A 25,173-nucleotide genomic window follows, 5' to 3' on the forward strand; every position below is an offset into this window, starting at 1 on the left:
TAAAGTATAGTATACTAAATTTAAAACTTTATTTCTTTTTATGAGTTCAAATAAAATCAATAAGAAGTCGATTGCACGTATTGCAGCAATACAAGCTATATATCAACATATGTTACGGAACAATGACAATATAGATGATATAATAGAAAATGTACTTTCTTTTTATCGCAACGATACTTCTATGACTGATTCACCAGTAAAAATATCACTAACTATAAGTCATTTTAAAATGTTGGTAAAGTTGGTATTTGAAAATATTGATAAAATAGATGAAATTATAAGTAATCATCTGGTAAATGATAAAAACCAAAATCATATACCTATTTTGCTACAAGCTTTATTACGCAGTGGTATATGTGAATTATTATTTTTTCCAGATATACCTGCTAAAGTAGTAATTAATGAATACACAGATATAGCAAATGATATGCTAAATGATCACGAAATAGGCTTTGTTAATTCTGTATTAGATAAAATAGCACACGAAAATAAAAGATTTTATGACAAATAATTTAAGCGGCTATAGGAATAAGTTTGTTAGAGTTAAAACTTCTAAAAAACGTACTGTTTCTTCTAGTAACTGGCTAAAGCGTCAGCTAAATGATCCTTATGTTGCAAAAGCACGTATTGAAGGCTTTAGATCAAGAGCTGCATATAAACTTCTTGAAATTCATGAAAAATTTAAAATTTTTACCCCAAATATGAAAGTAGTAGATTTAGGAGCAGCCCCAGGAGGATGGAGTCAAGTAGCTTCTAAACTTATTAAAGCCACTGATGGTAATTTAAAAAATAAAATAATTTCAGTTGATTTACTTAAAATTGAGCCAATTCCTGGAGTAGAGTCTTTTCAAAAAGATTTCTTTGAAAAAGATACTGAAGAATTGATTATACAAGCTTTAAAAGGCAAAGCTGATATAGTACTGAGTGACATGGCATCAAATACTATAGGTCATAAAGCTACCGATCATATAAGAACTTTACTTTTATGCGAGCAAGCTTTTGAGTTTGCTTTAAAAGTCTTAAACCCTTCCGGTCATTTTATTGCCAAAATCTTTCGTGGCGGAGCTGAAAATGAGCTTTTAAATAAAGTTAAACGTGAATTTTCTACCGTCAAACATTTCAAACCATCATCTAGTCGCAAAGAATCAACAGAAATTTACTTAGTTGCTTTAAATAAGAAATAAATTATTAACAATATTTAACTTAATAATTGACATTTATTTACTTATACTTTATGGTAGTTTTTACTCAAACTTTGAGAATCATGAAATATGGTAATTTAACTTAACAATGGAGAGAGTTAATGTTTTCTAAAATGTTTAATCTCTTAGGGTTTAATCTCTTAGGGTTTAATTCCCCGAAGGTCTGCTTCGTGATATACTAGATGCATGGAAGAAAGCAGTTATATACATAAAAGTCATAATGTCATAGTACTAATATATCATTTAGTAACACCGGCAAAGTATAGAAGAGTAATATTCAATGAGGAACTAGACGATTATTTATGTAAAATTTGTGAGGACATAGAAGCTCGTTATGAAATTAGATTTTTGGAAATAGGAGTAGATAAAGAACATGTACATTTTTTACTACAGTCAATACCAATGTATAGCCCAACAAAAATAACTCAAATCATAAAAAGTATTACATCTAAGGAAATGTTTAAGAAATATCCAAATCTTAAAGAAAAATTATGGGGAAGTGAGTTTTGGAGTAAAGGATATTTTATGAGCACAGTAGGTAAACATGGTGATGAGCGGAAATTACGTAATTATGTAAAAAATCAAGGTTCAGGCAAACCTTCTTATAAAGCATTTCAACAAAAACAGTTAAAACTTTTTGGATAGATACCTCGTAGCTCTGCTGCGAAGAGTATCATTTATTTTGCTAGTAGCAGTGAAACACACCTTTATAATACTCAAGAATCAGCTATAAATTGTGGTCAGCATTTTGCTGAAGCAGCAGGTTATGCCGTAAAAACTTTACCACAAATTCTTTTAGGCCTTATTACTTTTAAAGAAATATCTGGGTCAGTAATGACAGGATATGCTTTTGGGTTTGCTTTACCAGAATTTGCAAAGGTAATAACGCGAGTTTCGAATTAATATAGCATAGGATTTAGCATATCAAGAGAGATGTAATAGAAGGTTTATTATCAGACATTTGATAATTTATCAGTGCTGCAACCATATGCACAAAGGCATTTGTAACTGATCTATGCCTTGAATGCTCAAACTTCCCCAATAGTTTAATTTTACTAAACACAGATTCTATTAATGCTCTTTTAAGCAATAATATTTTATCCAACATAGACATAAGTTTATTTTTCATATTTTTCTTTACCCTAGTTACCATAAAAATTCCTTGCTCTAAAAGTTGTTGAAATAATTGTTGTGAAATATAACCACGATCTCCGAATACTTTACCAAAAAGATTTTTGATCATCAGTTCCAGCTGTTTTCTATCATCCTTATTGCCAGGGCTAAAAGATGCTTTAACTATACCACCGGCTCTATTAATTATTAGATGTAGTTTAAGTCCATAGAACCAACCTTTTGTTGTCTTACTGCGTGCTGCTATGCCGGCGAACACTTTATTCATTGAAATACGGTATCTCTTACATACCTCTATACTACTTGAATCTACAAAAGAAAGGCCATCACACTGATCCAAAATAGAATTGAATATCAGTACTAATAGTGGTAAATGTGGACCTATTATTTTTATAAATTGACTATAGCTTACTAATTGAAAATCTCTTTGATGATAAATCCATATTTACTTCAGATAATAATTCTTAAAACAATCATAAGATGACTGCCAGTAGCCTATTATAATTGTTATTACCTCACTTCTGTTAAGTCGACTTTTAGGACCAGATTTGTTGTTATGGTTAGTAATTGAATTTGTATGCTTGTCTAATTCTTGAAAAAAATCATCGACGTAACAAAATATTTCTGTAAAATCCATTATCATAGGTTATTGCTCTTAAAGTTTTTTCAATAACCTATAAACTTTTTTCTTATACTATAAATACCATATTTTAATTAGCAATTTGTATTTTGTACTCACTTTATAACAAAAACAGTATTATCAATATCCCCGTAACCCACTGTTTATCAGCTATACAGCGACTTTTTGAATACGAAACTCGCGTGTAATAGTAAAAAGCCTTGCTAGTACAATATTTTTCCATCCTACAGCTAGTATGGTGTGTACTGTAGCGGTTACAGTAGCTGCTAATTCGGAAAATGTAGTAGAGTGCATAAAAAATACTGCTCATGCATTATATGATGCAGGATCTACAGTTTATGAAGGTGCTTTATGTGCAGTAAACGGAGCAGCTGCAGCTGCAACTTTTGTTTATGTAGAAGTCAAGATTTGATCTTACAGGCACTATAAAAATTATATCTGAATATCTGATAAATTATGACTGTCAGATGAGTATTCAAGATATAAGATTTCATTGTTCTTTTCAATAGCTAATTTCTTACTATCCTTAAAAGTTTGCATAGGCGTTTTACCATAACAATATTTTCCTGAATGTGGTCGCTCATTATTGAAATGCTCTAACCAAATATCAAGATCTAATTGTAAATCATCAAGATCAGTGTAGATCTTTTTCCGCATAGCTGTATCAAAGAATTCTTGTTTCATAGTTTTATTAAAACGTTCACACATACCATTTGTTTGAGGAGAATATGCTTTAGTAATAGTATGTTCTATACCTTCGATACTTAGAAATAATTCAAAAGCATGATGCTCTATATTTCCCTTATATTCTGACCCACAATCTGTCAGAATACGAAGTATTGGTATGCCTTGAGTTTCATACCATGGTAACACGCGGTCATTAAGCATATCAGCAGCAGTTAAAGCTGTTTTATCAGTATATAGTTTAGCATCAGCTACTCTGCTATAGCTATCAATAAATACCTGAGAATAAACCTTACCTATACCCTTAAAATTTCCTACATAATATGTATCTTGGCATCCTAGATAACCTGAATGCTGTGTCTCAATCTCGCCATGGGCTTCTTTTTCGCTACGTCGTTTCTCTAGTACTTGTAACTGAGATTCAGTAAGTACAATACCATCCTGAGCCATCCTTGCTTCTAATGCTTTAAGCCTTTTATTGATATTGTTTAAATCATTACGTAACCAAATTGATCTCACTCCTCCAGGTGATACAAGTATACCGCTCTTCTTAAGCTCATTTGATACTCGAATCTGTCCATATGCTGGATATTCTATTGCCATATCCATTACTGCCTTCTCTATCGCTGGATCAACTCTATTCGCTATTATTGGCTTCTTCCGGCTAATCTCATACAACGCTTCTTCACCACCAGTTTCATACAGTTCTTTAAATCTGTAATAACTATCTCTGCTATAGCCCATCGCTTTACATGCTGATGATATGCTACCAAGACTCTTAGCGAGTTCTAGTAATCCCAATTTTGGCTTTATTATTTTTTGATTTAAGTTCATTTCTTATCTCCATTTAAATGATACTCCTCGCAGCAGAGCTACGAGGTATCTATCCAAAAAGTTTTAACTGTTTTTGTTGAAATGCTTTATAAGAAGGTTTGCCTGAACCTTGATTTTTTACATAATTACGTAATTTCCGCTCATCACCATGTTTACATACTGTGCTCATAAAATATCCTTTACTCCAAAACTCACTTCCCCATAATTTTTCTTTAAGATTTGGATATTTCTTAAACATTTCCTTAGATGTAATACTTTTTATGATTTGAGTTATTTTTGTTCGGCTATACATTAGTATTGACTGTAGTAAAAAATGTACATGTTCTTTATCTACTCCTATTTCCAAAAATCTAATTTCATAACGAGCTTCTATGTCCTCACAAATTTTACATAAATAATCGTCTAGTTCCTCATTGAATATTACTCTTCTATACTTTGCCGGTGTTACTAAATGATATATTAGTACTGTGACATTATCACTTTTATGTATATAACTGCTTTCTTCCATGCATCTAGTATATCACGAAGCAGACCTTCGGGGAATTAAACCCTAAGAGATTAATTTATTTTACTAAATGTAAGATAAAATCTCAACTATTACAGAGTTATCAGGAAATGCTATAGAAGCTGTATTATAAGTTTTCTATCAATTAAGTAAGGTAAAATTAAAGTTTCTTTACCTTACTTAATAATTCCTCTCACCCTTTCTTCAAAAGCTGTAATCATTTTTTCGGTTACTTTAATAAAATAGCTACCAACTAATTTCTCAAGCATTCTAGACTTCATTTCGAAATTAATAAAAAATTTTAGCTCAGTCCCTATAGGATGAGAAGTAAATTGCCAAGTACTTTTTAAATACTTAAAAGGACCCGAAATAGCCAACGTATTAATCAAATATTCTTTATCATCTATTATTTTATTAGTAACATGAGAACGATAACTTTCTGAAAAACCTTTCAGCTGAATCACAAGATCCGCAATGACTTCCTCGCTATTTTCTGAAATCACTCTGCTAGCTACACACCAAGGTAGAAATTTAGGATAAGATTTTATATCCCAAACTAAATTAAATAATTCTTGAGGTTTATAAGGTAAGATTTTTGTTTGTTCGAATGATGGCATTATAAAGTTCTTTTCTTTTAAAATAACAATTTTATACCACTTTTAAAAGAAAAGAGTAAAAGGAAATGATGACATAAATTTTAGAAAAAAATATTAATTGACTAATATTTTTTTCTTGGTGGGATATATACAGTTTCATCATCTTCTGCATGTGAAATTTTTTCCAAAAGACCAATAAAACGTCCCTTATTAGGCACTAGTTTTACTATTGCCCAACCTTCTTCTATTGCTTGTTTTATTCGCTCTATATCAGCTTTGTGTTCTGAAAAAGATATAAATTTTTGTGTCTGATTTTCCATCTTGATCAATTAATATGTTAATAAAAATTAATAGTATAATAAATTTTTCTTAATAAATCAAATTAATTTTATTATTAGTTTGATTATAAATGAAATAAGAGCATGTTATTATGATTTAGTCAAGATAATCTAGTTGAAAATTAAAAGTTGCAGCATTAATTTTGTATTGTAATCAAATTTTATTGACTTTTAATCGAAAAAATCCTAAATATTTACATCTAAAATTAGAATTAGCAAAGATTATAAAAAAATATATATTACTGACTATTATACTCTTAATTAGTAAGAATATATTCGCAAGGGAACAAATATCTAATCTTGTTACACCTGTTAGCTATTTTATAAATCATACATCACAAGTAAAAAAGATTAAAAGTAACTTAATCAAATAACCAAAGTTTTTCAAAAGAATTTTTAAATTGTATCACCTCGGATAAGGCTCATTTAGATGATGATATTTATAATATTTCCAAATTTGCTTTAATCACTAATATTGAACCAAATGAAGATAACCCCACATTTGAAATATATTATGTTATAGCTGAGAAATATTAAAAATTAATGGATATACTAATAATTAAAGAATCTATTGACCAAGTTGCTAATAACTATATAAGTTCTGTACTTTCAAGCGTGGTAAAGTCACGCATTTTTAGGAACACTAAAACAATATTAGGTAATATGGATATAATTACAAAAAACGCAGAAAAGTATATGACGAAATTTTATTTTTATTACATTAATATCATAATAGTAGTAAAATAAAGCATGTAATTAAACTTTTTATATAACTTTACATTTAAAAGTTGACTTTTAGTAGAAAAACTATAAAATTTTTCCCTAAAATAGATGCACTGTTGTATGATTTTGGTTTTTCCTTTATCATTAAAGGATTTGGACGGCTTTGTTAAAAAATATCTATATCATTTTTAACTAGATTTTATTGCATGAATCATTAGAGAAATGCGTCATACCATGACAATATTGCGTTATGATACCCAATCATCATGGGCTTGGCGAACAAAATGAGTCAATCCAGTCAAATATAATGTCATCTAATTGCTTGAGCAACCTTGTTGCATGATTCTAAAAAAGTTTTTATACATTCTTAGCAACGACGGAAAACAATTAAATAACATCTAGTATGCTTTTCTATCCACATAACAACAATGCACTAAAATAGATAAAGGTATTTAGTGAAACATACTATTATTAAGATAGTTTCTTGTATTATAGCATTTTGATTTTTCTTATTTTTAATATTTCAACCTATTATTGTTTAATATATTATCAGAAAAAAGAATATAAAGTGTTACTCAAAGCTTATGCAAGTAGTATATCAAGTTTACTTACACAAGACCTAGAAAATGCTCTTAATAGCTCTATACCAAATAAAGAATTCTTCCTATTTAAAGGTTTTGAAGTTATTCCCAAATCCAAGACTACTGTAAATTTAATCTCTTAGGGTTTAATTCCCCGAAGGTCTGCTTCGTGATATACTAGATGCATGGAAGAAAGCAGTTATATACATAAAAGTGATAATGTCACAGTACTAATATATCATTTAGTAACACCGGCAAAGTATAGAAGAGTAATATTCAATGAGGAACTAGACGATTATTTATGTAAAATTTGTGAGGACATAGAAGCTCGTTATGAAATTAGATTTTTGGAAATAGGAGTAGATAAAGAACATGTACATTTTTTACTACAGTCAATACTAATGTATAGCCCAACAAAAATAACTCAAATCATAAAAAGTATTACATCTAAGGAAATGTTTAAGAAATATCCAAATCTTAAAGAAAAATTATGGGGAAGTGAGTTTTGGAGTAAAGGATATTTTATGAGCACAGTAGGTAAACATGGTGATGAGCGGAAATTACGTAATTATGTAAAAAATCAAGGTTCAGGCAAACCTTCTTATAAAGCATTTCAACAAAAACAGTTAAACCTTTTTGGATAGATACCTCGTAGCTCTGCTGCGAGGAGTATCATTTTATTTTACTAAATGTAAGATAAAATCTCAACTATTACATCTAACTTCCATAAAACATTTCCAACCTTATCTACCGATTTTTGATCAAATCCAACGCCATTGCCTATAAATTCATCACCTAATGACGACTTAGTTATTTCGGCGTAGCTTGTATTAATTTTATCATTGAATGGGATAGTATCATTTTTGGTAGTAATCTTTAGCTATATCTAATCTTTTGTTATAAGAATTTTTTTTGATCATTTAATGCTAAAGATTTATCAAAAGTATTATGTAAAGTATAAATCACATCTTCTTCAGTGAAAGTAAAAGCTCTATTAGCAGGTATAATAGTATTTTTTGACATTTTTAGCTCCTTAACAATTCATTAATACTAACTTTAGCTCTCGTATTTTTATCAACCTGTTTTACGATTACAGCACAATAAAGCCCTGGTTTACCTGCTTCCTTATTAGGTAATACCCCTGGCACTACTACAGAGTAAGCTGGTACTCTGCCGTATATAATCTCACCGCTATCTCTGTAAACTATTTTTGTAGAAGCTCCAATAAAGACGCCCATGCTAATTACTGCTCCTTCTTCTACTATAATCCCTTCAGCGATTTCTGATCTTGCCCCAATAAAACAATTATCTTCGATAATAACAGGTTTTGCCTGCAAAGGTTCTAATACTCCGCCGATTCCAGTACCACCTGAAATATGGCAATTTTTACCGATTTGAGCACATGAACCAATAGTAGCCCATGTATCAATCATTGTTCCCTCATCTATATAAGCACCTATATTGATAAAAGACGGCATAATAACGACATTTTTAGCAATATATGTGCCGGTTCTAACAAATGATCCCGGGACTTTGCGTATGCCAGCCTCTTTAAATTGGTGAGGCTCGGCATCGAAAGCAAATTTAGGAGCAACTTTATCATACCAACTATTATAATTATTATTATAAAGCTGTGATTCGGTCGTCATAAAATATAAAAGGATTGCTTTTTTGACCCACTCATTGACTTGCCAGTCATTATCAGTTCTTTCACAAACACGAATAGTACCTTTATTTAGGCTTTCTATGACATCGTGCAATATTTTTTTTAATGCTGAAAGTTTTGCAGAATTTTGTAATAGCTTGTCCTTTATTTGCCAAGCTTCTTCAATTTCTTTGATGTGTGGGAACATAATTTTTAACTGTTATATTGCTAAAAATCATAAATAACTTTATCATGAAGTCAAATATAAAAAAACTTACTATGTATATTAGTTGTCCCAATTGTCAAACAAAATTTATTGTCTCAAATAATCAAATAGGTGTTAACGGACGACGAGTTAAATGCTCTAAATGTAGGCATATCTGGTATCAAAAATTAGATTATAATACCAGTAAATTAAGTGATTTTGATGAAGATAAATTTGAAGCCGTAAAAACACCTGTTAAAAATGGATATGGTAATCAATTTTCTGCAAACGTACCAGTGATTTTACCATATACTCCACCTAAGCAAAAATATAATGTCTTTCCATTATTATGGACTAGCTTTATAATTTTTTGTTTAGCTATATTACTGCTAGATAGTTTTAAATTCTTAAGCAAATATGATCAGCTAAAAATAGAGGAAATTAAATTAGGAAGTTCGCATCGTGAAGGGGTTGTTAAAATGTTTTACAAATTGTCTAATAACTCTGATTATTTAATCTCTAATCCTCTAATTAAGGTTAAGGCAATAGATGGTAATAATAGAGCTCTAGATGAATATGTATCTATTACAAAGCTCAAAGCAAAAATCCCTCCAAAACAAGATACCTATGTAGAAATGGAGATCAAAGGGCTTCCTGTTACTACAAAATATATTGATGTTACAATAGGAAATAGGATTGCTTTTTTATTGGAGTAGTATAGTTCCTATGTAATTTCTGCAATAACCACGGATGCTTATTTAAAGCTTAGTGTCATTCCCACCCAGATAGGAATGATATTTAACTAACCGTATTTGAGCAAGGGCTGCTACGGCGGCTGTTTCAGCCCGTAAAATATTTTTTCCTAAACTTATAGAATGTGTGTTGTTATATGAGGCAAGTAAAGCAATCTCGTCATTGGTAAATCCGCCTTCTGGTCCAATCACAATAGAAATATCAGTAATATCTTTGTTAAGTTTTAATATAGAATTTTCTTCTTTCTCATGTTCGTTTGCATATAGCACAAAATTATTAGTTTTTTTTAGATAATCCTGTATAGAAATAGCAGGCTCTATTACCGGAGAACTTAACCGCTCAGATTGTTCTGTTGCTTCAATAACGCATTTTGTCAAACGCTCAATATTTACTGATCTAAATTGGGATCTTTCAGTAATTAAAGGAACAATTTTAGTTACACCAAGCTGCGTAGCCATATTTACCGCAAGCATTAATTTATCTTGTTTTATTATAGCAATAGCAAGCGTTAATGAAGATTCAGCACAAGCTTTCCTTAAACATTCTTGAATGATGATAGTAAGGTTATTTCTATCTAACGCGAGTTTCGAATTAATATAGCATAGGATTTAGCATATCAAGAGAGATGTAATAGAAGGTTTATTATCAGACATTTGATAATTTATCAGTGCTGCAACCATATGCACAAAGGCATTTGTAACTGATCTATGCCTTGAATGCTCAAACTTCCCCAATAGTTTAATTTTACTAAACACAGATTCTATTAATGCTCTTTTAAGCAATAATATTTTATCCAACATAGACATAAGTTTATTTTTCATATTTTTCTTTACCCTAGTTACCATAAAAATTCCTTGCTCTAAAAGTTGTTGAAATAATTGTTGTGAAATATAACCACGATCTCCGAATACTTTACCAAAAAGATTTTTGATCATCAGTTCCAGCTGTTTTCTATCATCCTTATTGCCAGGGCTAAAAGATGCTTTAACTATACCACCGGCTCTATTAATTATTAGATGTAGTTTAAGTCCATAGAACCAACCTTTTGTTGTCTTACTGCGTGCTGCTATGCCGGCGAACACTTTATTCATTGAAATACGGTATCTCTTACATACCTCTATACTACTTGAATCTACAAAAGAAAGGCCATCACACTGATCCAAAATAGAATTAAATATCAGTACTAATAGTGGTAAATGTGGACCTATTATTTTTATAAATTGACTATAGCTTACTAATTGAAAATCTCTTTGATGATAAATCCATATTTGCTTCAGATAATAATTCTTAAAACAATCATAAGATGACTGCCAGTAGCCTATTATAATTGTTATTACCTCACTTCTGTTAAGTCGACTTTTAGGACCAGATTTGTTGTTATGGTTAGTAATTGAATTTGTATGCTTGTCTAATTCTTGAAAAAAATCATCGACGTAACAAAATATTTCTGTAAAATCCATTATCATAGGTTATTGCTCTTAAAGTTTTTTCAATAACCTATAAACTTTTTTCTTATACTATAAATACCATATTTTAATTAGCAATTTGTATTTTGTACTCACTTTATAACAAAAACAGTATTATCAATATCCCCGTAACCCACTGTTTATCAGCTATACAGCGACTTTTTGAATACGAAACTCGCGTGTTCTAGTTTCGTAATCTGTGCAAGGAATTCTCCATCCGTGCCGTTAAAAATTCGAAATTGATCATTTACCTTAAGACGTAATACAGTTTTAATATAATGGGTGTGATCACTTCCTAATTCTACCTTGATATTTTCAGCTAGATGGTTATTAATATAGATACGATTAAATTTCATAAATAATGTCATGGATAATAAAAAAGATAATATATTAGAAGAAGAAAATTTGCCAAAGGAAAAAGAAATGCCAAAAGAAATCGGTGGGGCTAAAGGTCTAGAGCCAACAAGATATGGTGACTGGCAACATAAAGAAAAAGTAACAGATTTTTAATTATATACTCGATGAACTTGAAAAATTGGCTACGTCGCCTTATAAGTTCTGCGGTGCTTACGTATTAAGTGCTCCGCTCCTCGACTTATAGACTCCTTGCTCTTTTTCAAGTTGATCTTCGTATATCAACTTTTGAAGTGTTTATTTATCCGTGGTATACTCTTCTGCTTTGAAGTATTGGCTATAATCATCATTATGTGGCGGCATTGTCCGCGTGGTAATCCAGAAAAATAATAAAAAATGCTATAAGTTAGCGTTTTTTATACTTCCTTGCTTTGTTAATTACTTCGTAATTTCCTCGCAATGATGACTCTTGATCCACGGAATAATGCCGCTATGGGGAAGATTATCAGCGAAAGAGTCAAATAAAACGAATGTATATTTTAGTCTCTTCTATTACCTAAAAATCTCATTAGATATAAGAAAAGATTTATGAAGTCTAGATATAATGTGAAAGCTGCCATAATAGAAAGCTTTTGTCCTGTTTCATCATTTCCTGCCATGTAATACATAGATTTAATTTTTTGAGTATCCCAAGCAATTAAACCCATAAATACAACTATTCCTATAAGAGAAGTAGCAAAAGAAAGACCAGAGCTTTTTAAGAACATATTAACTAGTGAGGCGATTATAATACCTATAAGACCCATTGCACAAAATGACCCCATAGAAGTTAAGTCTCTATTTGTGCTATAACCATATAGGCTCATTGCTCCAAAAACAGAAGCACAAATAAAGAAAGTACGAGCTATTGATTCGCCGGTATAGACAAGAGCTAAATATGCAAGAGACATACCTGTTAAAGCGGCATAAACCCAAAATAATATTTGTGCTGTTTGTAAATTCATACGCCCAAATCCCATAAAGAAATATAAAGCGATGCCAAGAGGTGCAAACATTATAAGCGTTCCAAAACCTGTTTGGAACATTAAATTATATAAGGGCTCAACTGATATAGTTGTTACTGCGGCTAAGCCGGTTAGTAGTAATGCTAAAGCCATATAATTATATACTTTAAGCATATATTTTCTAAGACCTTCATCAAAAGTTTTGTTTTTAGATGATGAAGCTGTCAAAGTTTTTGTATAATCGATCATAAGAAACCTTAAGATTATGTTTATATAATATAAATATAGTCCTTTAAACGGGCTTTTTCAAGTGATAATTAATTAAATTTTTGTAAAAATCGACCATAGAATATAACCCAGCTTGTTTATCTTGTAACCAGATTGCCGCTCTTATTGCCCCATCTGCAAAAGAATTTTTATTAAGAGCTTCATGCTTTAAAGTAATAGTTTCATCATCGCCTAGAAAAAATATTTCATGAGTGCCGTGTACATTACCACCACGAAGCGAAGAAATACCGATTTCATTATTTCTTCTTGTTTTATTACCTCGGTTAAATTTTACATCTAGTTCTTTTTCAGCTGTAATCATTTCAGCAAGCATAATAGCAGTACCTGAGGGGGAATCTTTTTTAGCACGATGATGAGCTTCTAAAATCTCAATATCGTAATCATCCAATATTTTTGTTGCTTCTTTTGCTAAATAACCAAGTAAATTAGCACCTATACTCATATTTGCAGAATATAAAATAGATAAGGTTTTTGCTGCTTTTTCTAAAAGTTTCAAGTGGGAGGAAGTAAGACCGGTAGTTCCAATTACTAATTTGGTATCATATTTTAAAGCACCATCAACCAATTTTTCTAATATTTCAGGAGTAGAAAAATCAATAACTATATCAGAATTTTTACACAAATCATTTAGCTCGTGTAAATCATGGGTGCTATTAAATTTTGCTGAGATTTTACAATCTTTAAAATTCGCCATTCTTTCTAAGATAGTTCTGCCCATTTTACCGGTAGCACCGCTAAGTCCTATATTTATCATGTTAATTTTATTCTAAATTTGTATAAGATTTATGATGATATATTAGAGGTTTTAAATCGTTTTTAATAGCAGTATTTATTACTTCCCCAACAAAAATTATATGATCACCACCATCATAGGTGGCATGTTTTAGGCATTCTATATGACAAACAGCTCCATTTATCAAAGGACAAGAAGTAGCAGAACCAAGCTCATAAGAAATATATGTAAATTTATCAGTATGCGACCTAGCAAAATGTTCTGAAATATCAACTTGATTGTCTGCTAAAATACTAATGGCAAATTTACTACTTTTTTCAAAACTTTTTATGCTGAAAGAATTTTTATTAAGACAAAATAATATTAATGGTGGTTTTAAAGATACGGAAGTAAAAGAACTAGCAGTAAAGCCAAAAAATTTATTGTTTAAATTAGTAGTTATGATTGTCACTCCGGCAGGAAAACAGCTCATAGCATCTTTAAATTGATTTTCTGTTACCGTCCCAGCCATTTTTTCATAATTTTATTGATAGTGCCATCTTTTTTTAATGAATCTATTGTTTCATTAATTTCTTTAATTAATCCTGAGTTTTTAGACAAACCTAGAGCAAATTCTGAAGAAAATTCTTCTAAAGTATAGCTTGCTAAATTTGGATTTGCTTCTTGCAACTTTTTATTTTGAAACTCTTCAGAAATAATAACATCTACGACTTTAGCTTTTAATTCTTCAACTAACATTAAACTATTTGCTAAGGAATGAACTTTAATATTCATTGTTTTAGAAAGCTCTTCAGCTTTTTTTTCTAATACACTACCTAATTGTACACCGATTATTTTATTATCTAGATCAGCAATACTTTGTACATTGTCCTCTAACCTGTATAATACAGCAAATTTTGCTGTAGCATAATTATCGGAAAAACTAATATATTCTGCACGTTCTGGTGTTACTGAAAGTTCTGCAACTGCAATATCGATATTTTCGCTTACCAAAGCTGCAAGTAAGCCATTAAAGTCAAAGTTCTTTATGATGACTTTTTTATTTAAACACTCGCCTATTGCGTTGATAATATCTATATCAATCCCAACAATTTCACCATTTTGAATAAATTCATAGGGTGGGTTATCTGCTGAAGTTCCAACAATCAAAGTTGCTTCTTGCTCTTTTTTTTCACAAGAAATTAATAATAAAGATAATAAAAGTACTTTAAGAAACTTCATAAAAAGTAATATTTTAAATTTGAATGGTTTTTATTGTATGTCATCCCAAGGGCAAGCCACGAGATGACATCTTTCGATCTGTACATATCCTTGCAATGATGCTAACCAAGCTTCTCTTTCAAAAGCTGATTTACAAGTCCAGGGTTTGCCTTGCCACCAGTTTTCTTCATCACCTGACCAACGAAAAAGCCAAATAATTTATCTTTACCATTTCTATATCCTTCAACCGAATCAGGATTTTCGCTTATTACTTCATCAATTACAGTATTTAGTACATTAGAGTCTGAAACTTGTACTAGCCCTTGCTCTTCTACAATTTTATCAGCTGCTTTACCGGTTTCAAACATAATTTCAAAAACAGTCTTAGCAATTTTACCGGATATGGTATTATCTTCTATCAACTTGATTAATTTCGCAAAATCGTTAGGCGTAATTTTACACTCGCTTATTTCGGCTGAGGCTTTATTAAGTTGTCCAAATAATTCATTAATTAACCAATTGGCAAGCAATTTAGGATCGCATTCATTTGCTGCTTCTTCAAAATATTTAGCAGCCGACTCATCAGCTACGATTACTTCAGCATCATATTTGCTTAAACCGAATTTGGTTATATATTTATCTATCTTCTCATCCGGTAGCTCAGGTAAACTTTCTTTTAATTCATTTATTAGCTCATCAGAAAGAATAACCGGTAATAAATCCGGATCAGGGAAATAGCGATAATCAGCTGCTTCTTCTTTCGAACGCATAGTTCTTGTTTCACCGCTATCAGCATTAAATAAACGTGTTTCCTGAATTACAGATTCACCATTTTCAATCAAATCTACTTGCCTTTTAGCTTCAAACTCTATAGCTCTGACAATATTACGAATTGAGTTAATATTCTTAATTTCGCATCTTGTCCCGAGTGGTTCACCTGCACGCCTTACTGACACATTAGCATCACAACGCATCGAACCTTTTTCCATATCCCCATCACAGCTACCAACATAACGAAGCAAGCTTCTTAGCTTCTTAACAAATTCTGCTGCTTCATCGGGTGAAGATATATCAGGTTCAGTTACGATTTCCATAAGCCCAATACCTGCACGGTTTAAATCTATAAAGCTATAATGCGGTGATTGATCATGCATAGACTTACCAGCATCTTGCTCTAGATGCAGGCGATTAATACGGATAGTTTTCAGCTCACCAGTACTTGTTTGTATTTCCATAGTACCATCCTGCACTATCGGATAGTAAAATTGAGAGATTTGGTAACCTTGCGGCAGATCGGCATAAAAATAATTCTTACGATCAAATACCGAATATTTATTTACCTTTGCTTTAAGCCCAAGACCTGTTTTAATTGCTTGATGAACACAATACTCATTAAGCACTGGTAGCATACCTGGCATTGACGCATCAACATAGGATACTTGTGAATTTGGGCTTGCTGCAAATGTTGTACTGCTGCCTGAAAAAAGCTTAGATTTTGAGGAAATTTGAGCATGAATTTCAAACCCAATTACATACTCCCATTTTCCACTATTACCTTCAATATATGCCATAACTAAAACCCTACCGGCTCAAATTTGATATGTTTAACACCTGTTTCTATGGCAGATGCTACTCTTAAAACATTATATTCATCTAATTGCTTACCTATAACTTGCATACCAAGTGGTAGTCCTATATTTGATAAGCCTGCTGGTACTGAAACACAAGGCAGCCCTGCTAAACTTGCAGGAATAGTAAATAAATCATTTAAATACATAATAGTTGGGTCATTTTGCTTTTCACCGATTCTAAATGCTTCTGTTGGAGCAGATGGTAATAAAATAGCATCTACTTTTGCAAAAGCATTATTAAAATCATCAGCAACAAGCCTACGCACTTTTTGTGCTTTTAAATAATATGCATCCATAAAGCTAGAAGAAAGTACATATGTCCCGATCATGATACGACGTTTTACTTCATCACCAAATCCGGAAGATCTTGTTATTTCATACATCTCATCTAGGCTCATATTTTCTTTCTCTACTCTAAGCCCATATCTTACGCCGTCATATCTAGATAAGTTTGAAGAAGCTTCAGCGGGTGCTATAACATAATAAACAGCCACACCATATTTAGCATGTGGTAGAGAAATATCAACTATCTCAGCACCAGCATTCTTAAGTAGCTCTATAGTAGAGTGCCACATTTTCATAATATCAGGTTCGATAATTCCGCCTTCTCCAAGGCTTAAAGGTACACCTATTTTCATGCCTTTTATAGAACTGCCGACAGCTGGTTGTAGCTGCGGTACTTCCGCCTTAATAGAAGTAGAATCTCTTTCATCAAAACCCATCATCGCTTCAAGCATAATAGTGCTATCTAAAACGCTTCGGGTAAATATACCAGCTTGATCAAGAGAACTTGCAAACGATACCATACCGTATCTTGAGCAGCATCCATATGTAGGCTTGAATCCAACCAAACCGGTAAAGCTTGCCGGTTGACGTACCGAACCACCTGTATCACTACCAAGAGCAGCAGTAGCCATAAAGCCGCTTACTGCGGCAGCTGATCCGCCCGAGGAACCGCCTGGAACTAAATCAGCATTATCGTCGCTTGCTTTCCATGGGCTAATTACATTACCAAAACAGCTAGTAATATTTGCTGATCCCATAGCAAACTCGTCCATATTGGTTTTACCGAGCATTACCCCGCCTTTATTAAAAATATTCTGCGTAACACCTGATTCGTAATTAGGAATGAACTCTCTTAATATATTAGAACAAGCGGTTGTTCTAATCCCTTTTGTGCAAAAAAGATCTTTAGCAGCAAAAGGTATCCCCTCAAGAGTTCTTGACTGATTTTTGGCATAATTTTGATCAGCTGCCTCTGCTTGCTTTAAAGCTAAATCAAAAGTCTCAGTAACATAAGCATTTAGGTTTTTATGTTTTTCTATTTGCTTAATATGAGCATTAACTAATTCTTTACTTGTAAATTCTTTATTCTTTAAGCCTTTTAGGCTATCTGCTACACTTAACTTATTTAATTCCGTCATATTATTCAACAACCTTTGGAGTAATAAAATATTTCACTTCTTTAGCAAGCTGCCAGCTAGCACCTTGAACATTATCAAATAATTCATTTGAATGGTCTTTGCTTGTAACTTCATCAGGTCGCATTCTTGCTTGCATGTCACAAACAGAAGTTAAAGGCTTAACATCGGTGCAATCTACTTCATTTAAAATATCAATCATATCCATTATAGAGCTAAGCCTGCTAGAGAATTCCTCTACCTTATCTTCTTCAAATTTAAGCCTTGTAAGCTTTGCTATTTTTTTTACTTCTTCTCTTATAATCATAATTTATTTTGTTTTCTTTATTCGGTTGTTTCATTGATACCAAATCGTCATTGCGAGGAGATTCGCAGAAGAAGGCGGAGGCAATCTCAGGAGTTTGCTTTATGAGATTGCCACGCTCCTTGCAGTCGCGTAGCTTATGACAATTGAATTATCACACAGTCATTATTTCTTGCTCTTTCTGCTTTATCGCCAAATCAACTTTGCTGCTATATTCGTCAGTTAGTTTTTGCACCTGTTCTGCTAAACTATGATGTTCATCTTTTGCTATGATATTATCCTTTTCCATTTTTTTGAGCTCTTCATTTCCATCTCTTCTAATATTACGTAATGAAATTTTAGTATCTTCACCATATTTATGAGCAAGTTTTGCAAGCGCTTTACGTCTTTCTTCTGTTAAAGCAGGTATAGGTAGCCTAATTAATTGCCCATCTGATGATGGAGTTAAACCAAGATTTGCTACTGTGATTGCTTTTTCTACTGATGATACCATAGATTTATCCCAAACCTGCACATTAATTGTTTGCGCATCTGGAGCTGTTAGAGAAGCAACTTGTGAAAGTGGCATTCTATCACCATAAGCTTCTACAGTTACGCTATCAAGTAAATTAACTGAGGCTCTGCCGGTACGAAGCCCTTTAAGCTCATGATCTAAAACCTTTAAAGCCTTATCCATCTTATCTTGTAAATTTTTTTTAAGAGTTACTTTATCCATAATTTTTCATCCATATGTTTTAATATAATGTGAAGTATTTTAAGAATTAGATTTTATTTTGAGGGGTGACTACTCGCAGCCTATACTAATAGGTGAGGATACGAATCCCCGATAAAATGAAAAAATAATTTTTAAAAGATAAACATTATCCCTCTATTAATGTATATTCACCTTGCCCTTGAACTACTTTGGCAATATTACCTTTTTCTTTTATTGAAAATACCTTTATCGGTAAGTTATTTTCTCTAGCAACTGCTATGGCTGCTATGTCCATAACTTGCAGGTTGTTAGTTATAACATCTTTATAGTTAATAGTGAAATATTTTTTAGCATTCGGATTTTTTTTCGGATCAGAATCATATACACCATCAACTTGCGTTGCTTTTAGCAAAACATCACAATTCATTTCTATTGCACGTAGTACTGCTGCACTATCGGTTGTACAAAATGGATTACCAGTACCACCAGCAAAAATTACTACTCGTTTTTTTTCCATATGTCTCTTAGCTCTGCGGCGAATATAAGGTTCACATATGCTCATCATAGGAATAGCCGATAAAACTCTTGTATAGATGTTTAGGCTTTCCATAACATTTTGCAGTGTTAAAGCATTAATAACAGTTGCAAGCATACCTATATAATCTGCTGATGCTCTATCCATACCAACCAATGCTGCATTAATTCCACGATAAATATTTCCGCCGCCAACTACGATGGCAACTTCTACACCTAAATCAATAAGCTCTTTAATATCTCCGGCAATCTTTTTTATTGTATCATAATCATGACCAAATTGCTTATCGCCCATTAAAGCTTCACCTGAAACTTTCAACAAAACCCGTTTATATTTTAAATTTGATGTCATATCCTCAAAATTCTTTTAATCATTTTACCATTATGTAAATCATCAATTGATGATTTATCGAGTGCATGAACTAATAACATATTATTATTTATATCTAACGTCACTGTACCAGGAGTTAAAATAATTGAGTTGCCATATATTATTTCACCTATATCTTCTAATCCTTCTGCGTCAACCCATTCAAAAACCGGTTCTATAACTATATTCCTTTGCCAAATTATTTTAATAACTGAAAAAGCTGACTTACATATTTCCCAAAATAACCAAGTAAAATATAATATAATTGAAATTTTAGTGGGCATTGGTGTTTCCTGATAGCTTGATATTTGAAGTAAAAGGAATTAGCAACATTATAAGTATAAATAATAACGCTATCATATTAAATATATTATTTATTGCAATTACAAATGCATCCGTATTTATTTTATTAGCCAATAATAAATATGAGGCTTTTTCTGGATTAAATACTTTTCCGCTTAATAATGCGTTGTATGAATCTAATTGCTCCATTGCAATTATAGAAGTGGAGGGGATGTTTTCCGATAGATATTGCATAAAAATTTTAGTATCATTAGTTAGTATAGTACTAATTACTGCTAGTCCTACTGCTCCTCCAAGGTTACGAGTGAGGTTATAAAGACCGCTTGCATTCCCTACTTTATCCCTTGGCATATTGCCAAGAGCTATGTTATTCGTTGGTATAAAACAAAACATCAAAGAAAGCCCTCTAACGAATTGTGGTAATATAAATTCGGCAAATTTAGAATCAGGTGTCAGAAAGCTATTTAGGTGACATCCAAGGGCAAAACCTCCAAGCCCTATAATCAGCATTAGCCGTAAATCTACGCCCGCTCCTAGCATTCTTCCAGCTAGTGGTGCTGATAAAAATTGTGCTATTCCCGTTACCATCATAGTAGCACCAATTTGCAGAGTATCATAACCTGCTATGGTAAATAAGAATAATGGTAATATATATACTGCTCCATATAATCCTATACCCATAACAAAAGAATAGAGACAGCCAAACGTAAAATCTTTATAGAGAAATGTTTTTAAATCTAAAATTGGGTTTATAAAAGTTAGTTCTCTGATTATTAATAAAATAAAGCCTAAGGCTACAGCAATACTTAAAAATAATATTAAATTATCCTCAAGCCAGCCTTTTTTATTACCTTCCTCTAAAACGTATTGTAGTAAACCAAGAGTCAAAGCCATAATAGCTATGCCAAGGAAATCAAAATTTTTCAGTAAATTGTAATTTGGTTTGTCAAAATGACCATATAAAAAAACTACGCTACATACAAAAATACCAGATATAACATTCAGCAAAAACATAAAATGCCATGATAAAATTTCTGTAATATACCCTCCAAGTGTTGGACCTAAAGTTGGTGCAACAGTTACAACAAGCCCAATTAATATAGTAATTTTAGGACGTTGTGATGGCGGAAAAATTATAAAAACAGTGCTAAAAACTGTTGGTATCATAGCACCGCCAAAAAATCCTTGTAACGCTCTAAAGATAATCATTGATTCAATATTCGTTGCAAGTGAGCATAATACGCTCATAATCGTAAACCCAAGAGCTGCAACAAAGTAAGAGATTCTAGTGGAAAGTAATCTTGCTAAGAATCCCGTAATCGGAATTATGATAACCTCAGCTATTAAATAAGAGGTTTGAACCCAAGAAAGTTCATCACTTGAAGCGGCAAGTCCTGCTGCTATTACGGATAATGAGCTTGCAACAATTTGGATATCAAGCACTGACATAAACATACCGACAACCATACCAAAAAAAGCAAATAATTGTTGCTTAGAAAGAGGAGGGGTAACCTGAGAATTATCGTTTGACATAATTAAATAATATAGTTTAACTAAATTATATTATTAATTATCATTAACGTATAGGGAATTTTCAAAAATTTACTTTAAAAAATGATACTCCTCGCAGCAGAGCTACGAGGTATCTATCCAAAAAGGTTTAACTGTTTTTGTTGAAATGCTTTATAAGAAGGTTTGCCTGAACCTTGATTTTTTACATAATTACGTAATTTCCGCTCATCACCATGTTTACCTACTGTGCTCATAAAATATCCTTTACTCCAAAACTCACTTCCCCATAATTTTTCTTTAAGATTTGGATATTTCTTAAACATTTCCTTAGATGTAATACTTTTTATGATTTGAGTTATTTTTGTTGGGCTATACATTAGTATTGACTGTAGTAAAAAATGTACATGTTCTTTATCTACTCCTATTTCCAAAAATCTAATTTCATAACGAGCTTCTATGTCCTCACAAATTTTACATAAATAATCGTCTAGTTCCTCTTTGAATATTACTCTTCTATACTTTGCCGGTGTTACTAAATGATATATTAGTACTGTGACATTATCACTTTTATGTATCAAAACTTACGCTATGAGTGGAAGAGTGATAAATTATTGTAAGAATAATTAAACATGTTAAAGAGGAACAGATTGCAAGCAATACCAATTAATAGAACAGATTACTGTCAATTTTTAACAATTAGCCAAAAGAATTATAGTTTAACCTACTACGCTGAACATGCCAAGAAATGTAGCCATGATGTTATTAATAGATTTTTAGAAAATGAAAAATATACTCCTTCTTTGTTATGGGAACACATTAAGAATGATGTTATCTTTTCATCTAACGGATATACAATATTTGATGATACGGTGTTAAACAAAAGGAACACAAAGAAAATAGAGGTTGCTAGATCGCAGTATAGTGGAGCTACAGGTGGAGTTACTACCGGTATAGGAGTAGTGAGTCTTGTATATTATAACCCCGATATTGATAAGTTTTGGGTAATAGATTATCGCATTTTTTCACCTGATCATGATGGAGCGACGAAACTAGATCACCTACTAAAGATGTTCAATAATGCTGTTTATAGTAAAAAGATTCCTTTTCAAACTGTACTTTTTGACACATGGTATGCTACACACAAAATTATGCAACATGTTGACTCCTTGGGCAAATATTATTATGCCCCTATTAAAGCCAATAGAAATGTTAGTAAAACGTGTGATTACGAGCCTTATAAAGCTGTTAGCAAGTTGATGTTTTTAGATGAAGAAATTAAGAATGGAATGGAGATTCATATAAAAGGATTTGCCAAAAATAAGCATGTTAATTTGTTTAAATTTACTGTTTCTACCAACAGAGTTGATTATGTTGTTACCAATAACAAAACTCAAAAATCTTCTAAAGCTGCACAAGATGAGTTTGGCTTGCGATGGGTAATTGAGAGCATGCATAGAAAAATTAAGCAACTGACTGGTATAGAACGTTACCAATGCAGAAAACAGCGTATCCAACGTAATCACATTAGTTGTGCATTTCTAGTTTGGGCTTTTCTCAAAAGAACTGCAAATAAAATAGGTAAAACGGTCTACCAAATAAAGTTAGGGCTTTTAGATGACTATATGCAACAACAGCTTCGTTCTCCATCTTTACGATATTTAGAACCAAACATAGCGTAAGTTTTGACATTTTAATCTTGATTTATTTCCATCTATATATAAAATTAATTCTCGAAGTAGTATTTGGTGCATTGTTTTCCAAAAAATCCACCTTATACTACTTTATTACCGTTTAAATCAACCTTTCTTCAACATCTCTACAAAATTGTAGGGTACTATGGTATCGAAGGTATAGAACATACTATTACTAAAGCATATTCTCCTCAAACAAATGGTATGTGTGAACGTTTTAATAAAACTATGAAACAAGAATTCTTTGATACAGCTATGCGGAAAAAGATCTACACTGATCTTGATGATTTACAATTAGATCTTGATATTTGGTTAGAGCATTTCAATAATGAGCGACCACATTCAGGAAAATATTATTATGGTAAAACGCCTATGCAAACTTTTAAGGATAGTAAGAAATTAGCTATTGAAAAGAACAATGAAATCTTATATCTTGAATACTCATCTGACAGTCATAATTTATCAGATATTCAGATATAATTTTTATAGTGTCTGTAAGATCAAATCTTGACTTCTATAGCAATATTAATCTAGGGACTATATAGCTATGCAACATTAGCCCTTTATTGGTCAGATAAATATTTTCCTTTAATCTAATTAAATCTAATTCTTGATAATGGTTAAGGCTGCTAATATCTAAAATATTTTCTAATTTTGCATCTATTTTCTGCTCCAATGCAGAAATATTTATGCCATCTTTAAGGCGTAAACCCATCATCAAAATTTCTTCAATAATTTCTTGCTTAGTTAGCTTAACATTGGTTTGAACACCATTATTCTTATTATTAACTGCTTCTAACCATTTTTCCGGCTTATGCCACATCATAATTGCGGATACTGAACTAGGATTTTCAATTATTCTACTGTGAGCACCAGGACCTATACCTAAATAATCATTATAGTTCCAATAGGTTAAATTATGTACGCATTCCTGTCCTTTTTTAGCATAATTAGATATCTCATATCTAAAATATTTTTGAGACTCTAGATAATCATTCGTCCACTCATACATTTCAGCAGCCATATCAGAATTTGGAAGAATTAAATTACCATCATGAAATAATTTATAAAACGGCGTACCTTTTTCAATAGTAAGCTGATAAAGAGAAATATGCCCTGTAACAAGCTCCATTGCTTGCTTTAGCTCTTGCTGCCAATCTTTTAGTTCCTGACCACTTCGAGCATATATTAGATCAAACGAAACTCTAGGAAAAATTTTATTAGCGGATTCAATCGTTTTAATAGCCTGCAAGGAATCATGAGTTCTGCCAAGCTTTTTTAAGTCATGCTCTCTTAAAGATTGCATACCAATCGAAACACGATTAATACCTGCCAACTTAAATGCCTTGAATTTCTCTGTCCCAAATGAAGTTGGGTTAGCCTCTAGTGTTATTTCTGTTCGCTTATCTATTCTTGCAAGCCCACTAATTTTATTTATTATCCCCTCAACAATTTTGGGGTTCATCAAAGAGGGAGTACCGCCACCAAAAAAAATAGATCTTACATATTTATTTTGAATAATATCTTTAAAATATTCTATTTCTTTCTCATAAGATTTAAGCCAATTATCATCATCTATACTATTCGCTATATGGGAATTAAAATCACAATAAGGACATTTAGACAAACAAAAAGGCCAATGAATATATATGCTTAAATCATTCGCCTTAACTTCTTTCATAAATATAACTTATTTTAACTACTTAATTTCTGCTTTTGATAATTTAGTAATTTTTATAACAGACTCTAAAGAAAACCCTTCTTTCATCATTTCCTTTGCCATAGTAATTTTTTCTTCTTGTATTTTAATATTAACTAGCTTTACTGCCAT

At 31.7% G+C, this 25,173-nt stretch carries 28 protein-coding genes and 5 pseudogenes; 9 read left to right on the plus strand and 24 right to left on the minus strand.

From position 1 onward, the window contains the following. Positions 1 to 40: 40 nt before the first annotated feature. From nusB to tnpA (ACOAL3_RS02230), 3 genes are all read left to right on the plus strand, one after another. Entirely contained in the window at positions 41 to 511 is a 471-nt protein-coding gene (gene nusB / locus ACOAL3_RS02220) for a transcription antitermination factor NusB (RefSeq protein ID WP_395476589.1), read from the plus strand. Next, positions 501 to 1,184 carry an RlmE family RNA methyltransferase gene (locus ACOAL3_RS02225; protein WP_419235261.1) on the plus strand — a complete coding sequence of 228 codons (684 nt, stop codon included), beginning with the start codon at positions 501 to 503 and terminating at the stop codon, positions 1,182 to 1,184. The genes nusB and ACOAL3_RS02225 overlap by 11 nt, the downstream gene beginning before the upstream one ends. 204 nt (positions 1,185 to 1,388) lie before the next feature. Then, positions 1,389 to 1,847: an IS200/IS605 family transposase gene (gene tnpA / locus ACOAL3_RS02230; RefSeq protein ID WP_419235262.1), complete on the plus strand. Its 459-nt coding sequence runs from the start codon at positions 1,389 to 1,391 to the stop codon at positions 1,845 to 1,847. Between the two features lie 271 nt (positions 1,848 to 2,118). On the opposite strand, the pseudogene ACOAL3_RS02235 reads toward tnpA (ACOAL3_RS02230), so the two are convergent. Further along, a pseudogene (locus ACOAL3_RS02235) lies at positions 2,119 to 2,976 on the minus strand (IS982 family transposase). 232 nt (positions 2,977 to 3,208) lie between these two features. Between ACOAL3_RS02235 and ACOAL3_RS02240 the strand changes: the two are divergent. Next, positions 3,209 to 3,385: a hypothetical protein gene (locus ACOAL3_RS02240; RefSeq protein WP_419235263.1), complete on the plus strand. Its 177-nt coding sequence runs from the start codon at positions 3,209 to 3,211 to the stop codon at positions 3,383 to 3,385. 20 nt (positions 3,386 to 3,405) lie between these two features. On the opposite strand, the gene ACOAL3_RS02245 is transcribed toward ACOAL3_RS02240, so the two are convergent. The 4 genes from ACOAL3_RS02245 to ACOAL3_RS02260 all read right to left on the minus strand — a co-directional run bounded on the left by ACOAL3_RS02245 (position 3,406) and on the right by ACOAL3_RS02260 (position 5,912). Further along, positions 3,406 to 4,491, minus strand: coding sequence for an IS481 family transposase (locus ACOAL3_RS02245; RefSeq protein WP_419234789.1), 1,086 nt, complete (start codon positions 4,489 to 4,491; stop codon positions 3,406 to 3,408). Positions 4,492 to 4,540: 49 nt separating this feature from the next. Beyond that, a complete protein-coding gene (gene tnpA, locus ACOAL3_RS02250; protein WP_419235264.1) occupies positions 4,541 to 4,999 on the minus strand; it encodes an IS200/IS605 family transposase in 459 nt (152 codons plus the stop codon). A gap of 173 nt (positions 5,000 to 5,172) precedes the next feature. Continuing rightward, on the minus strand, positions 5,173 to 5,613 hold the full coding sequence (locus ACOAL3_RS02255) for a type II toxin-antitoxin system RatA family toxin (protein ID WP_419235265.1): 441 nt from the start codon (positions 5,611 to 5,613) through the stop codon (positions 5,173 to 5,175). Positions 5,614 to 5,714: 101 nt separating this feature from the next. Beyond that, positions 5,715 to 5,912, minus strand: coding sequence for a DUF2674 domain-containing protein (locus tag ACOAL3_RS02260; protein ID WP_419235266.1), 198 nt, complete (start codon positions 5,910 to 5,912; stop codon positions 5,715 to 5,717). A 1,507-nt stretch (positions 5,913 to 7,419) separates the two neighbouring features. Here ACOAL3_RS02260 and tnpA (ACOAL3_RS02265) point away from each other — a divergent pair. Then, a complete protein-coding gene (tnpA, locus tag ACOAL3_RS02265) occupies positions 7,420 to 7,878 on the plus strand; it encodes an IS200/IS605 family transposase (RefSeq protein ID WP_419235267.1) in 459 nt (152 codons plus the stop codon). A 253-nt stretch (positions 7,879 to 8,131) separates the two neighbouring features. On the opposite strand, the gene ACOAL3_RS02270 is transcribed toward tnpA (ACOAL3_RS02265), so the two are convergent. Both ACOAL3_RS02270 and dapD read right to left on the minus strand, forming a co-directional pair. Further along, positions 8,132 to 8,257, minus strand: a complete 126-nt coding sequence (locus ACOAL3_RS02270; protein ID WP_419235268.1) for a hypothetical protein — start codon at positions 8,255 to 8,257, stop codon at positions 8,132 to 8,134. A gap of 2 nt (positions 8,258 to 8,259) precedes the next feature. Continuing rightward, positions 8,260 to 9,087: a 2,3,4,5-tetrahydropyridine-2,6-dicarboxylate N-succinyltransferase gene (gene dapD, locus ACOAL3_RS02275; RefSeq protein WP_419235269.1), complete on the minus strand. Its 828-nt coding sequence runs from the start codon at positions 9,085 to 9,087 to the stop codon at positions 8,260 to 8,262. A 71-nt stretch (positions 9,088 to 9,158) separates the two neighbouring features. On the opposite strand from dapD, the gene ACOAL3_RS02280 reads away from it, so the two are divergent. After that, the gene (locus ACOAL3_RS02280; protein ID WP_419235673.1) at positions 9,159 to 9,800 is read left to right on the plus strand and encodes an MJ0042-type zinc finger domain-containing protein; all 642 of its coding nucleotides are present in this window, start codon (positions 9,159 to 9,161) and stop codon (positions 9,798 to 9,800) included. A gap of 42 nt (positions 9,801 to 9,842) precedes the next feature. Here the strand turns inward: ACOAL3_RS02280 and ACOAL3_RS02285 are convergent. From ACOAL3_RS02285 to ACOAL3_RS02295, 3 genes and pseudogenes are all read right to left on the minus strand, one after another. After that, a pseudogene (locus ACOAL3_RS02285) lies at positions 9,843 to 10,415 on the minus strand (16S rRNA (uracil(1498)-N(3))-methyltransferase); the annotation flags it as partial. Positions 10,416 to 10,445: 30 nt separating this feature from the next. Continuing rightward, positions 10,446 to 11,303: an IS982 family transposase gene (locus ACOAL3_RS02290; protein ID WP_419234519.1), complete on the minus strand. Its 858-nt coding sequence runs from the start codon at positions 11,301 to 11,303 to the stop codon at positions 10,446 to 10,448. A gap of 185 nt (positions 11,304 to 11,488) precedes the next feature. Beyond that, positions 11,489 to 11,659: pseudogene (locus tag ACOAL3_RS02295) on the minus strand (RNA methyltransferase PUA domain-containing protein); the annotation flags it as partial. A gap of 28 nt (positions 11,660 to 11,687) precedes the next feature. Here ACOAL3_RS02295 and ACOAL3_RS02300 point away from each other — a divergent pair. Next, positions 11,688 to 11,813: pseudogene (locus ACOAL3_RS02300) on the plus strand (DUF1674 domain-containing protein); the annotation flags it as partial. A gap of 383 nt (positions 11,814 to 12,196) precedes the next feature. Here the strand turns inward: ACOAL3_RS02300 and ACOAL3_RS02305 are convergent. From ACOAL3_RS02305 to tnpA (ACOAL3_RS02360), 12 genes are all read right to left on the minus strand, one after another. Continuing rightward, on the minus strand, positions 12,197 to 12,910 hold the full coding sequence (locus ACOAL3_RS02305) for a Bax inhibitor-1/YccA family protein (protein WP_419235270.1): 714 nt from the start codon (positions 12,908 to 12,910) through the stop codon (positions 12,197 to 12,199). Positions 12,911 to 12,953: 43 nt separating this feature from the next. Further along, positions 12,954 to 13,703, minus strand: a complete 750-nt coding sequence (gene dapB / locus ACOAL3_RS02310; protein WP_419235271.1) for a 4-hydroxy-tetrahydrodipicolinate reductase — start codon at positions 13,701 to 13,703, stop codon at positions 12,954 to 12,956. A gap of 7 nt (positions 13,704 to 13,710) precedes the next feature. After that, on the minus strand, positions 13,711 to 14,193 hold the full coding sequence (locus ACOAL3_RS02315) for a flavin reductase family protein (protein WP_419235272.1): 483 nt from the start codon (positions 14,191 to 14,193) through the stop codon (positions 13,711 to 13,713). Further along, positions 14,178 to 14,903, minus strand: coding sequence for an ABC transporter substrate-binding protein (locus tag ACOAL3_RS02320; protein WP_419235273.1), 726 nt, complete (start codon positions 14,901 to 14,903; stop codon positions 14,178 to 14,180). Before ACOAL3_RS02320 ends, ACOAL3_RS02315 begins: the two co-directional genes overlap by 16 nt. 101 nt (positions 14,904 to 15,004) lie before the next feature. After that, positions 15,005 to 16,453: an Asp-tRNA(Asn)/Glu-tRNA(Gln) amidotransferase subunit GatB gene (gene gatB, locus ACOAL3_RS02325; protein ID WP_419235274.1), complete on the minus strand. Its 1,449-nt coding sequence runs from the start codon at positions 16,451 to 16,453 to the stop codon at positions 15,005 to 15,007. Between the two features lie 2 nt (positions 16,454 to 16,455). Beyond that, positions 16,456 to 17,937, minus strand: coding sequence for an Asp-tRNA(Asn)/Glu-tRNA(Gln) amidotransferase subunit GatA (gatA, locus tag ACOAL3_RS02330; protein WP_419235275.1), 1,482 nt, complete (start codon positions 17,935 to 17,937; stop codon positions 16,456 to 16,458). 1 nt (position 17,938) lies between these two features. After that, positions 17,939 to 18,241, minus strand: a complete 303-nt coding sequence (gene gatC, locus ACOAL3_RS02335; RefSeq protein ID WP_419235276.1) for an Asp-tRNA(Asn)/Glu-tRNA(Gln) amidotransferase subunit GatC — start codon at positions 18,239 to 18,241, stop codon at positions 17,939 to 17,941. Positions 18,242 to 18,392: 151 nt separating this feature from the next. After that, positions 18,393 to 18,953, minus strand: a complete 561-nt coding sequence (gene frr, locus ACOAL3_RS02340) for a ribosome recycling factor (RefSeq protein ID WP_419235277.1) — start codon at positions 18,951 to 18,953, stop codon at positions 18,393 to 18,395. A 145-nt stretch (positions 18,954 to 19,098) separates the two neighbouring features. Next, positions 19,099 to 19,818 carry a UMP kinase gene (pyrH, locus tag ACOAL3_RS02345; protein ID WP_419235278.1) on the minus strand — a complete coding sequence of 240 codons (720 nt, stop codon included), beginning with the start codon at positions 19,816 to 19,818 and terminating at the stop codon, positions 19,099 to 19,101. Continuing rightward, entirely contained in the window at positions 19,815 to 20,120 is a 306-nt protein-coding gene (locus tag ACOAL3_RS02350) for a Na+/H+ antiporter subunit E (RefSeq protein WP_395476581.1), read from the minus strand. Before ACOAL3_RS02350 ends, pyrH begins: the two co-directional genes overlap by 4 nt. Then, positions 20,110 to 21,672, minus strand: coding sequence for a DHA2 family efflux MFS transporter permease subunit (locus ACOAL3_RS02355; protein WP_419235279.1), 1,563 nt, complete (start codon positions 21,670 to 21,672; stop codon positions 20,110 to 20,112). The genes ACOAL3_RS02350 and ACOAL3_RS02355 overlap by 11 nt, the downstream gene beginning before the upstream one ends. Before the next feature lie 113 nt (positions 21,673 to 21,785). Then, positions 21,786 to 22,229, minus strand: a complete 444-nt coding sequence (gene tnpA, locus ACOAL3_RS02360; RefSeq protein ID WP_419235280.1) for an IS200/IS605 family transposase — start codon at positions 22,227 to 22,229, stop codon at positions 21,786 to 21,788. 69 nt (positions 22,230 to 22,298) lie between these two features. Between tnpA (ACOAL3_RS02360) and ACOAL3_RS02365 the strand changes: the two genes are divergently transcribed. Continuing rightward, a complete protein-coding gene (locus ACOAL3_RS02365; protein ID WP_473198146.1) occupies positions 22,299 to 23,330 on the plus strand; it encodes an IS701 family transposase in 1,032 nt (343 codons plus the stop codon). Between the two features lie 159 nt (positions 23,331 to 23,489). Beyond that, a pseudogene (locus ACOAL3_RS02370) lies at positions 23,490 to 23,822 on the plus strand (integrase core domain-containing protein); the annotation flags it as partial. Between the two features lie 34 nt (positions 23,823 to 23,856). Here ACOAL3_RS02370 and hemW read toward each other — a convergent pair. Both hemW and ACOAL3_RS02380 read right to left on the minus strand, forming a co-directional pair. After that, positions 23,857 to 25,023, minus strand: a complete 1,167-nt coding sequence (gene hemW / locus ACOAL3_RS02375; protein WP_419235282.1) for a radical SAM family heme chaperone HemW — start codon at positions 25,021 to 25,023, stop codon at positions 23,857 to 23,859. Positions 25,024 to 25,041: 18 nt separating this feature from the next. Continuing rightward, positions 25,042 to 25,173, minus strand: coding sequence for an Rpn/YhgA-type helix-turn-helix domain-containing protein (locus ACOAL3_RS02380; RefSeq protein WP_419235283.1), 132 nt, complete (start codon positions 25,171 to 25,173; stop codon positions 25,042 to 25,044).

Source organism: Rickettsia endosymbiont of Nabis limbatus (assembly GCF_965196655.1).
Classification (GTDB): domain Bacteria; phylum Pseudomonadota; class Alphaproteobacteria; order Rickettsiales; family Rickettsiaceae; genus Rickettsia.

What these genes read in the sequence shown, in the direction of transcription:
- ACOAL3_RS02280 (WP_419235673.1), top strand. Translation starts at nt 9,159, where the DNA reads ATGTATATTAGTTGTCCCAATTGTCAAACAAAATTTATTGTCTCAAAT.
- gatC (WP_419235276.1), bottom strand. Translation starts at nt 18,241, where the DNA reads ATGATTATAAGAGAAGAAGTAAAAAAAATAGCAAAGCTTACAAGGCTT.
- ACOAL3_RS02225 (WP_419235261.1), top strand. Translation starts at nt 501, where the DNA reads ATGACAAATAATTTAAGCGGCTATAGGAATAAGTTTGTTAGAGTTAAA.
- ACOAL3_RS02290 (WP_419234519.1), bottom strand. Translation starts at nt 11,303, where the DNA reads ATGATAATGGATTTTACAGAAATATTTTGTTACGTCGATGATTTTTTT.
- ACOAL3_RS02245 (WP_419234789.1), bottom strand. Translation starts at nt 4,491, where the DNA reads ATGAACTTAAATCAAAAAATAATAAAGCCAAAATTGGGATTACTAGAA.
- frr (WP_419235277.1), bottom strand. Translation starts at nt 18,953, where the DNA reads ATGGATAAAGTAACTCTTAAAAAAAATTTACAAGATAAGATGGATAAG.
- ACOAL3_RS02320 (WP_419235273.1), bottom strand. Translation starts at nt 14,903, where the DNA reads ATGAAGTTTCTTAAAGTACTTTTATTATCTTTATTATTAATTTCTTGT.
- ACOAL3_RS02260 (WP_419235266.1), bottom strand. Translation starts at nt 5,912, where the DNA reads ATGGAAAATCAGACACAAAAATTTATATCTTTTTCAGAACACAAAGCT.
- ACOAL3_RS02355 (WP_419235279.1), bottom strand. Translation starts at nt 21,672, where the DNA reads ATGTCAAACGATAATTCTCAGGTTACCCCTCCTCTTTCTAAGCAACAA.
- dapD (WP_419235269.1), bottom strand. Translation starts at nt 9,087, where the DNA reads ATGTTCCCACACATCAAAGAAATTGAAGAAGCTTGGCAAATAAAGGAC.
- ACOAL3_RS02240 (WP_419235263.1), top strand. Translation starts at nt 3,209, where the DNA reads ATGGTGTGTACTGTAGCGGTTACAGTAGCTGCTAATTCGGAAAATGTA.
- pyrH (WP_419235278.1), bottom strand. Translation starts at nt 19,818, where the DNA reads ATGACATCAAATTTAAAATATAAACGGGTTTTGTTGAAAGTTTCAGGT.
- dapB (WP_419235271.1), bottom strand. Translation starts at nt 13,703, where the DNA reads ATGATAAATATAGGACTTAGCGGTGCTACCGGTAAAATGGGCAGAACT.
- hemW (WP_419235282.1), bottom strand. Translation starts at nt 25,023, where the DNA reads ATGAAAGAAGTTAAGGCGAATGATTTAAGCATATATATTCATTGGCCT.
- ACOAL3_RS02350 (WP_395476581.1), bottom strand. Translation starts at nt 20,120, where the DNA reads ATGCCCACTAAAATTTCAATTATATTATATTTTACTTGGTTATTTTGG.
- gatB (WP_419235274.1), bottom strand. Translation starts at nt 16,453, where the DNA reads ATGGCATATATTGAAGGTAATAGTGGAAAATGGGAGTATGTAATTGGG.
- ACOAL3_RS02315 (WP_419235272.1), bottom strand. Translation starts at nt 14,193, where the DNA reads ATGGCTGGGACGGTAACAGAAAATCAATTTAAAGATGCTATGAGCTGT.
- ACOAL3_RS02255 (WP_419235265.1), bottom strand. Translation starts at nt 5,613, where the DNA reads ATGCCATCATTCGAACAAACAAAAATCTTACCTTATAAACCTCAAGAA.
- tnpA (WP_419235264.1), bottom strand. Translation starts at nt 4,999, where the DNA reads ATGGAAGAAAGCAGTTATATACATAAAAGTGATAATGTCACAGTACTA.
- nusB (WP_395476589.1), top strand. Translation starts at nt 41, where the DNA reads ATGAGTTCAAATAAAATCAATAAGAAGTCGATTGCACGTATTGCAGCA.
- ACOAL3_RS02270 (WP_419235268.1), bottom strand. Translation starts at nt 8,257, where the DNA reads ATGTCAAAAAATACTATTATACCTGCTAATAGAGCTTTTACTTTCACT.
- tnpA (WP_419235262.1), top strand. Translation starts at nt 1,389, where the DNA reads ATGGAAGAAAGCAGTTATATACATAAAAGTCATAATGTCATAGTACTA.
- ACOAL3_RS02305 (WP_419235270.1), bottom strand. Translation starts at nt 12,910, where the DNA reads ATGATCGATTATACAAAAACTTTGACAGCTTCATCATCTAAAAACAAA.
- ACOAL3_RS02380 (WP_419235283.1), bottom strand. Translation starts at nt 25,173, where the DNA reads ATGGCAGTAAAGCTAGTTAATATTAAAATACAAGAAGAAAAAATTACT.
- gatA (WP_419235275.1), bottom strand. Translation starts at nt 17,937, where the DNA reads ATGACGGAATTAAATAAGTTAAGTGTAGCAGATAGCCTAAAAGGCTTA.
- tnpA (WP_419235267.1), top strand. Translation starts at nt 7,420, where the DNA reads ATGGAAGAAAGCAGTTATATACATAAAAGTGATAATGTCACAGTACTA.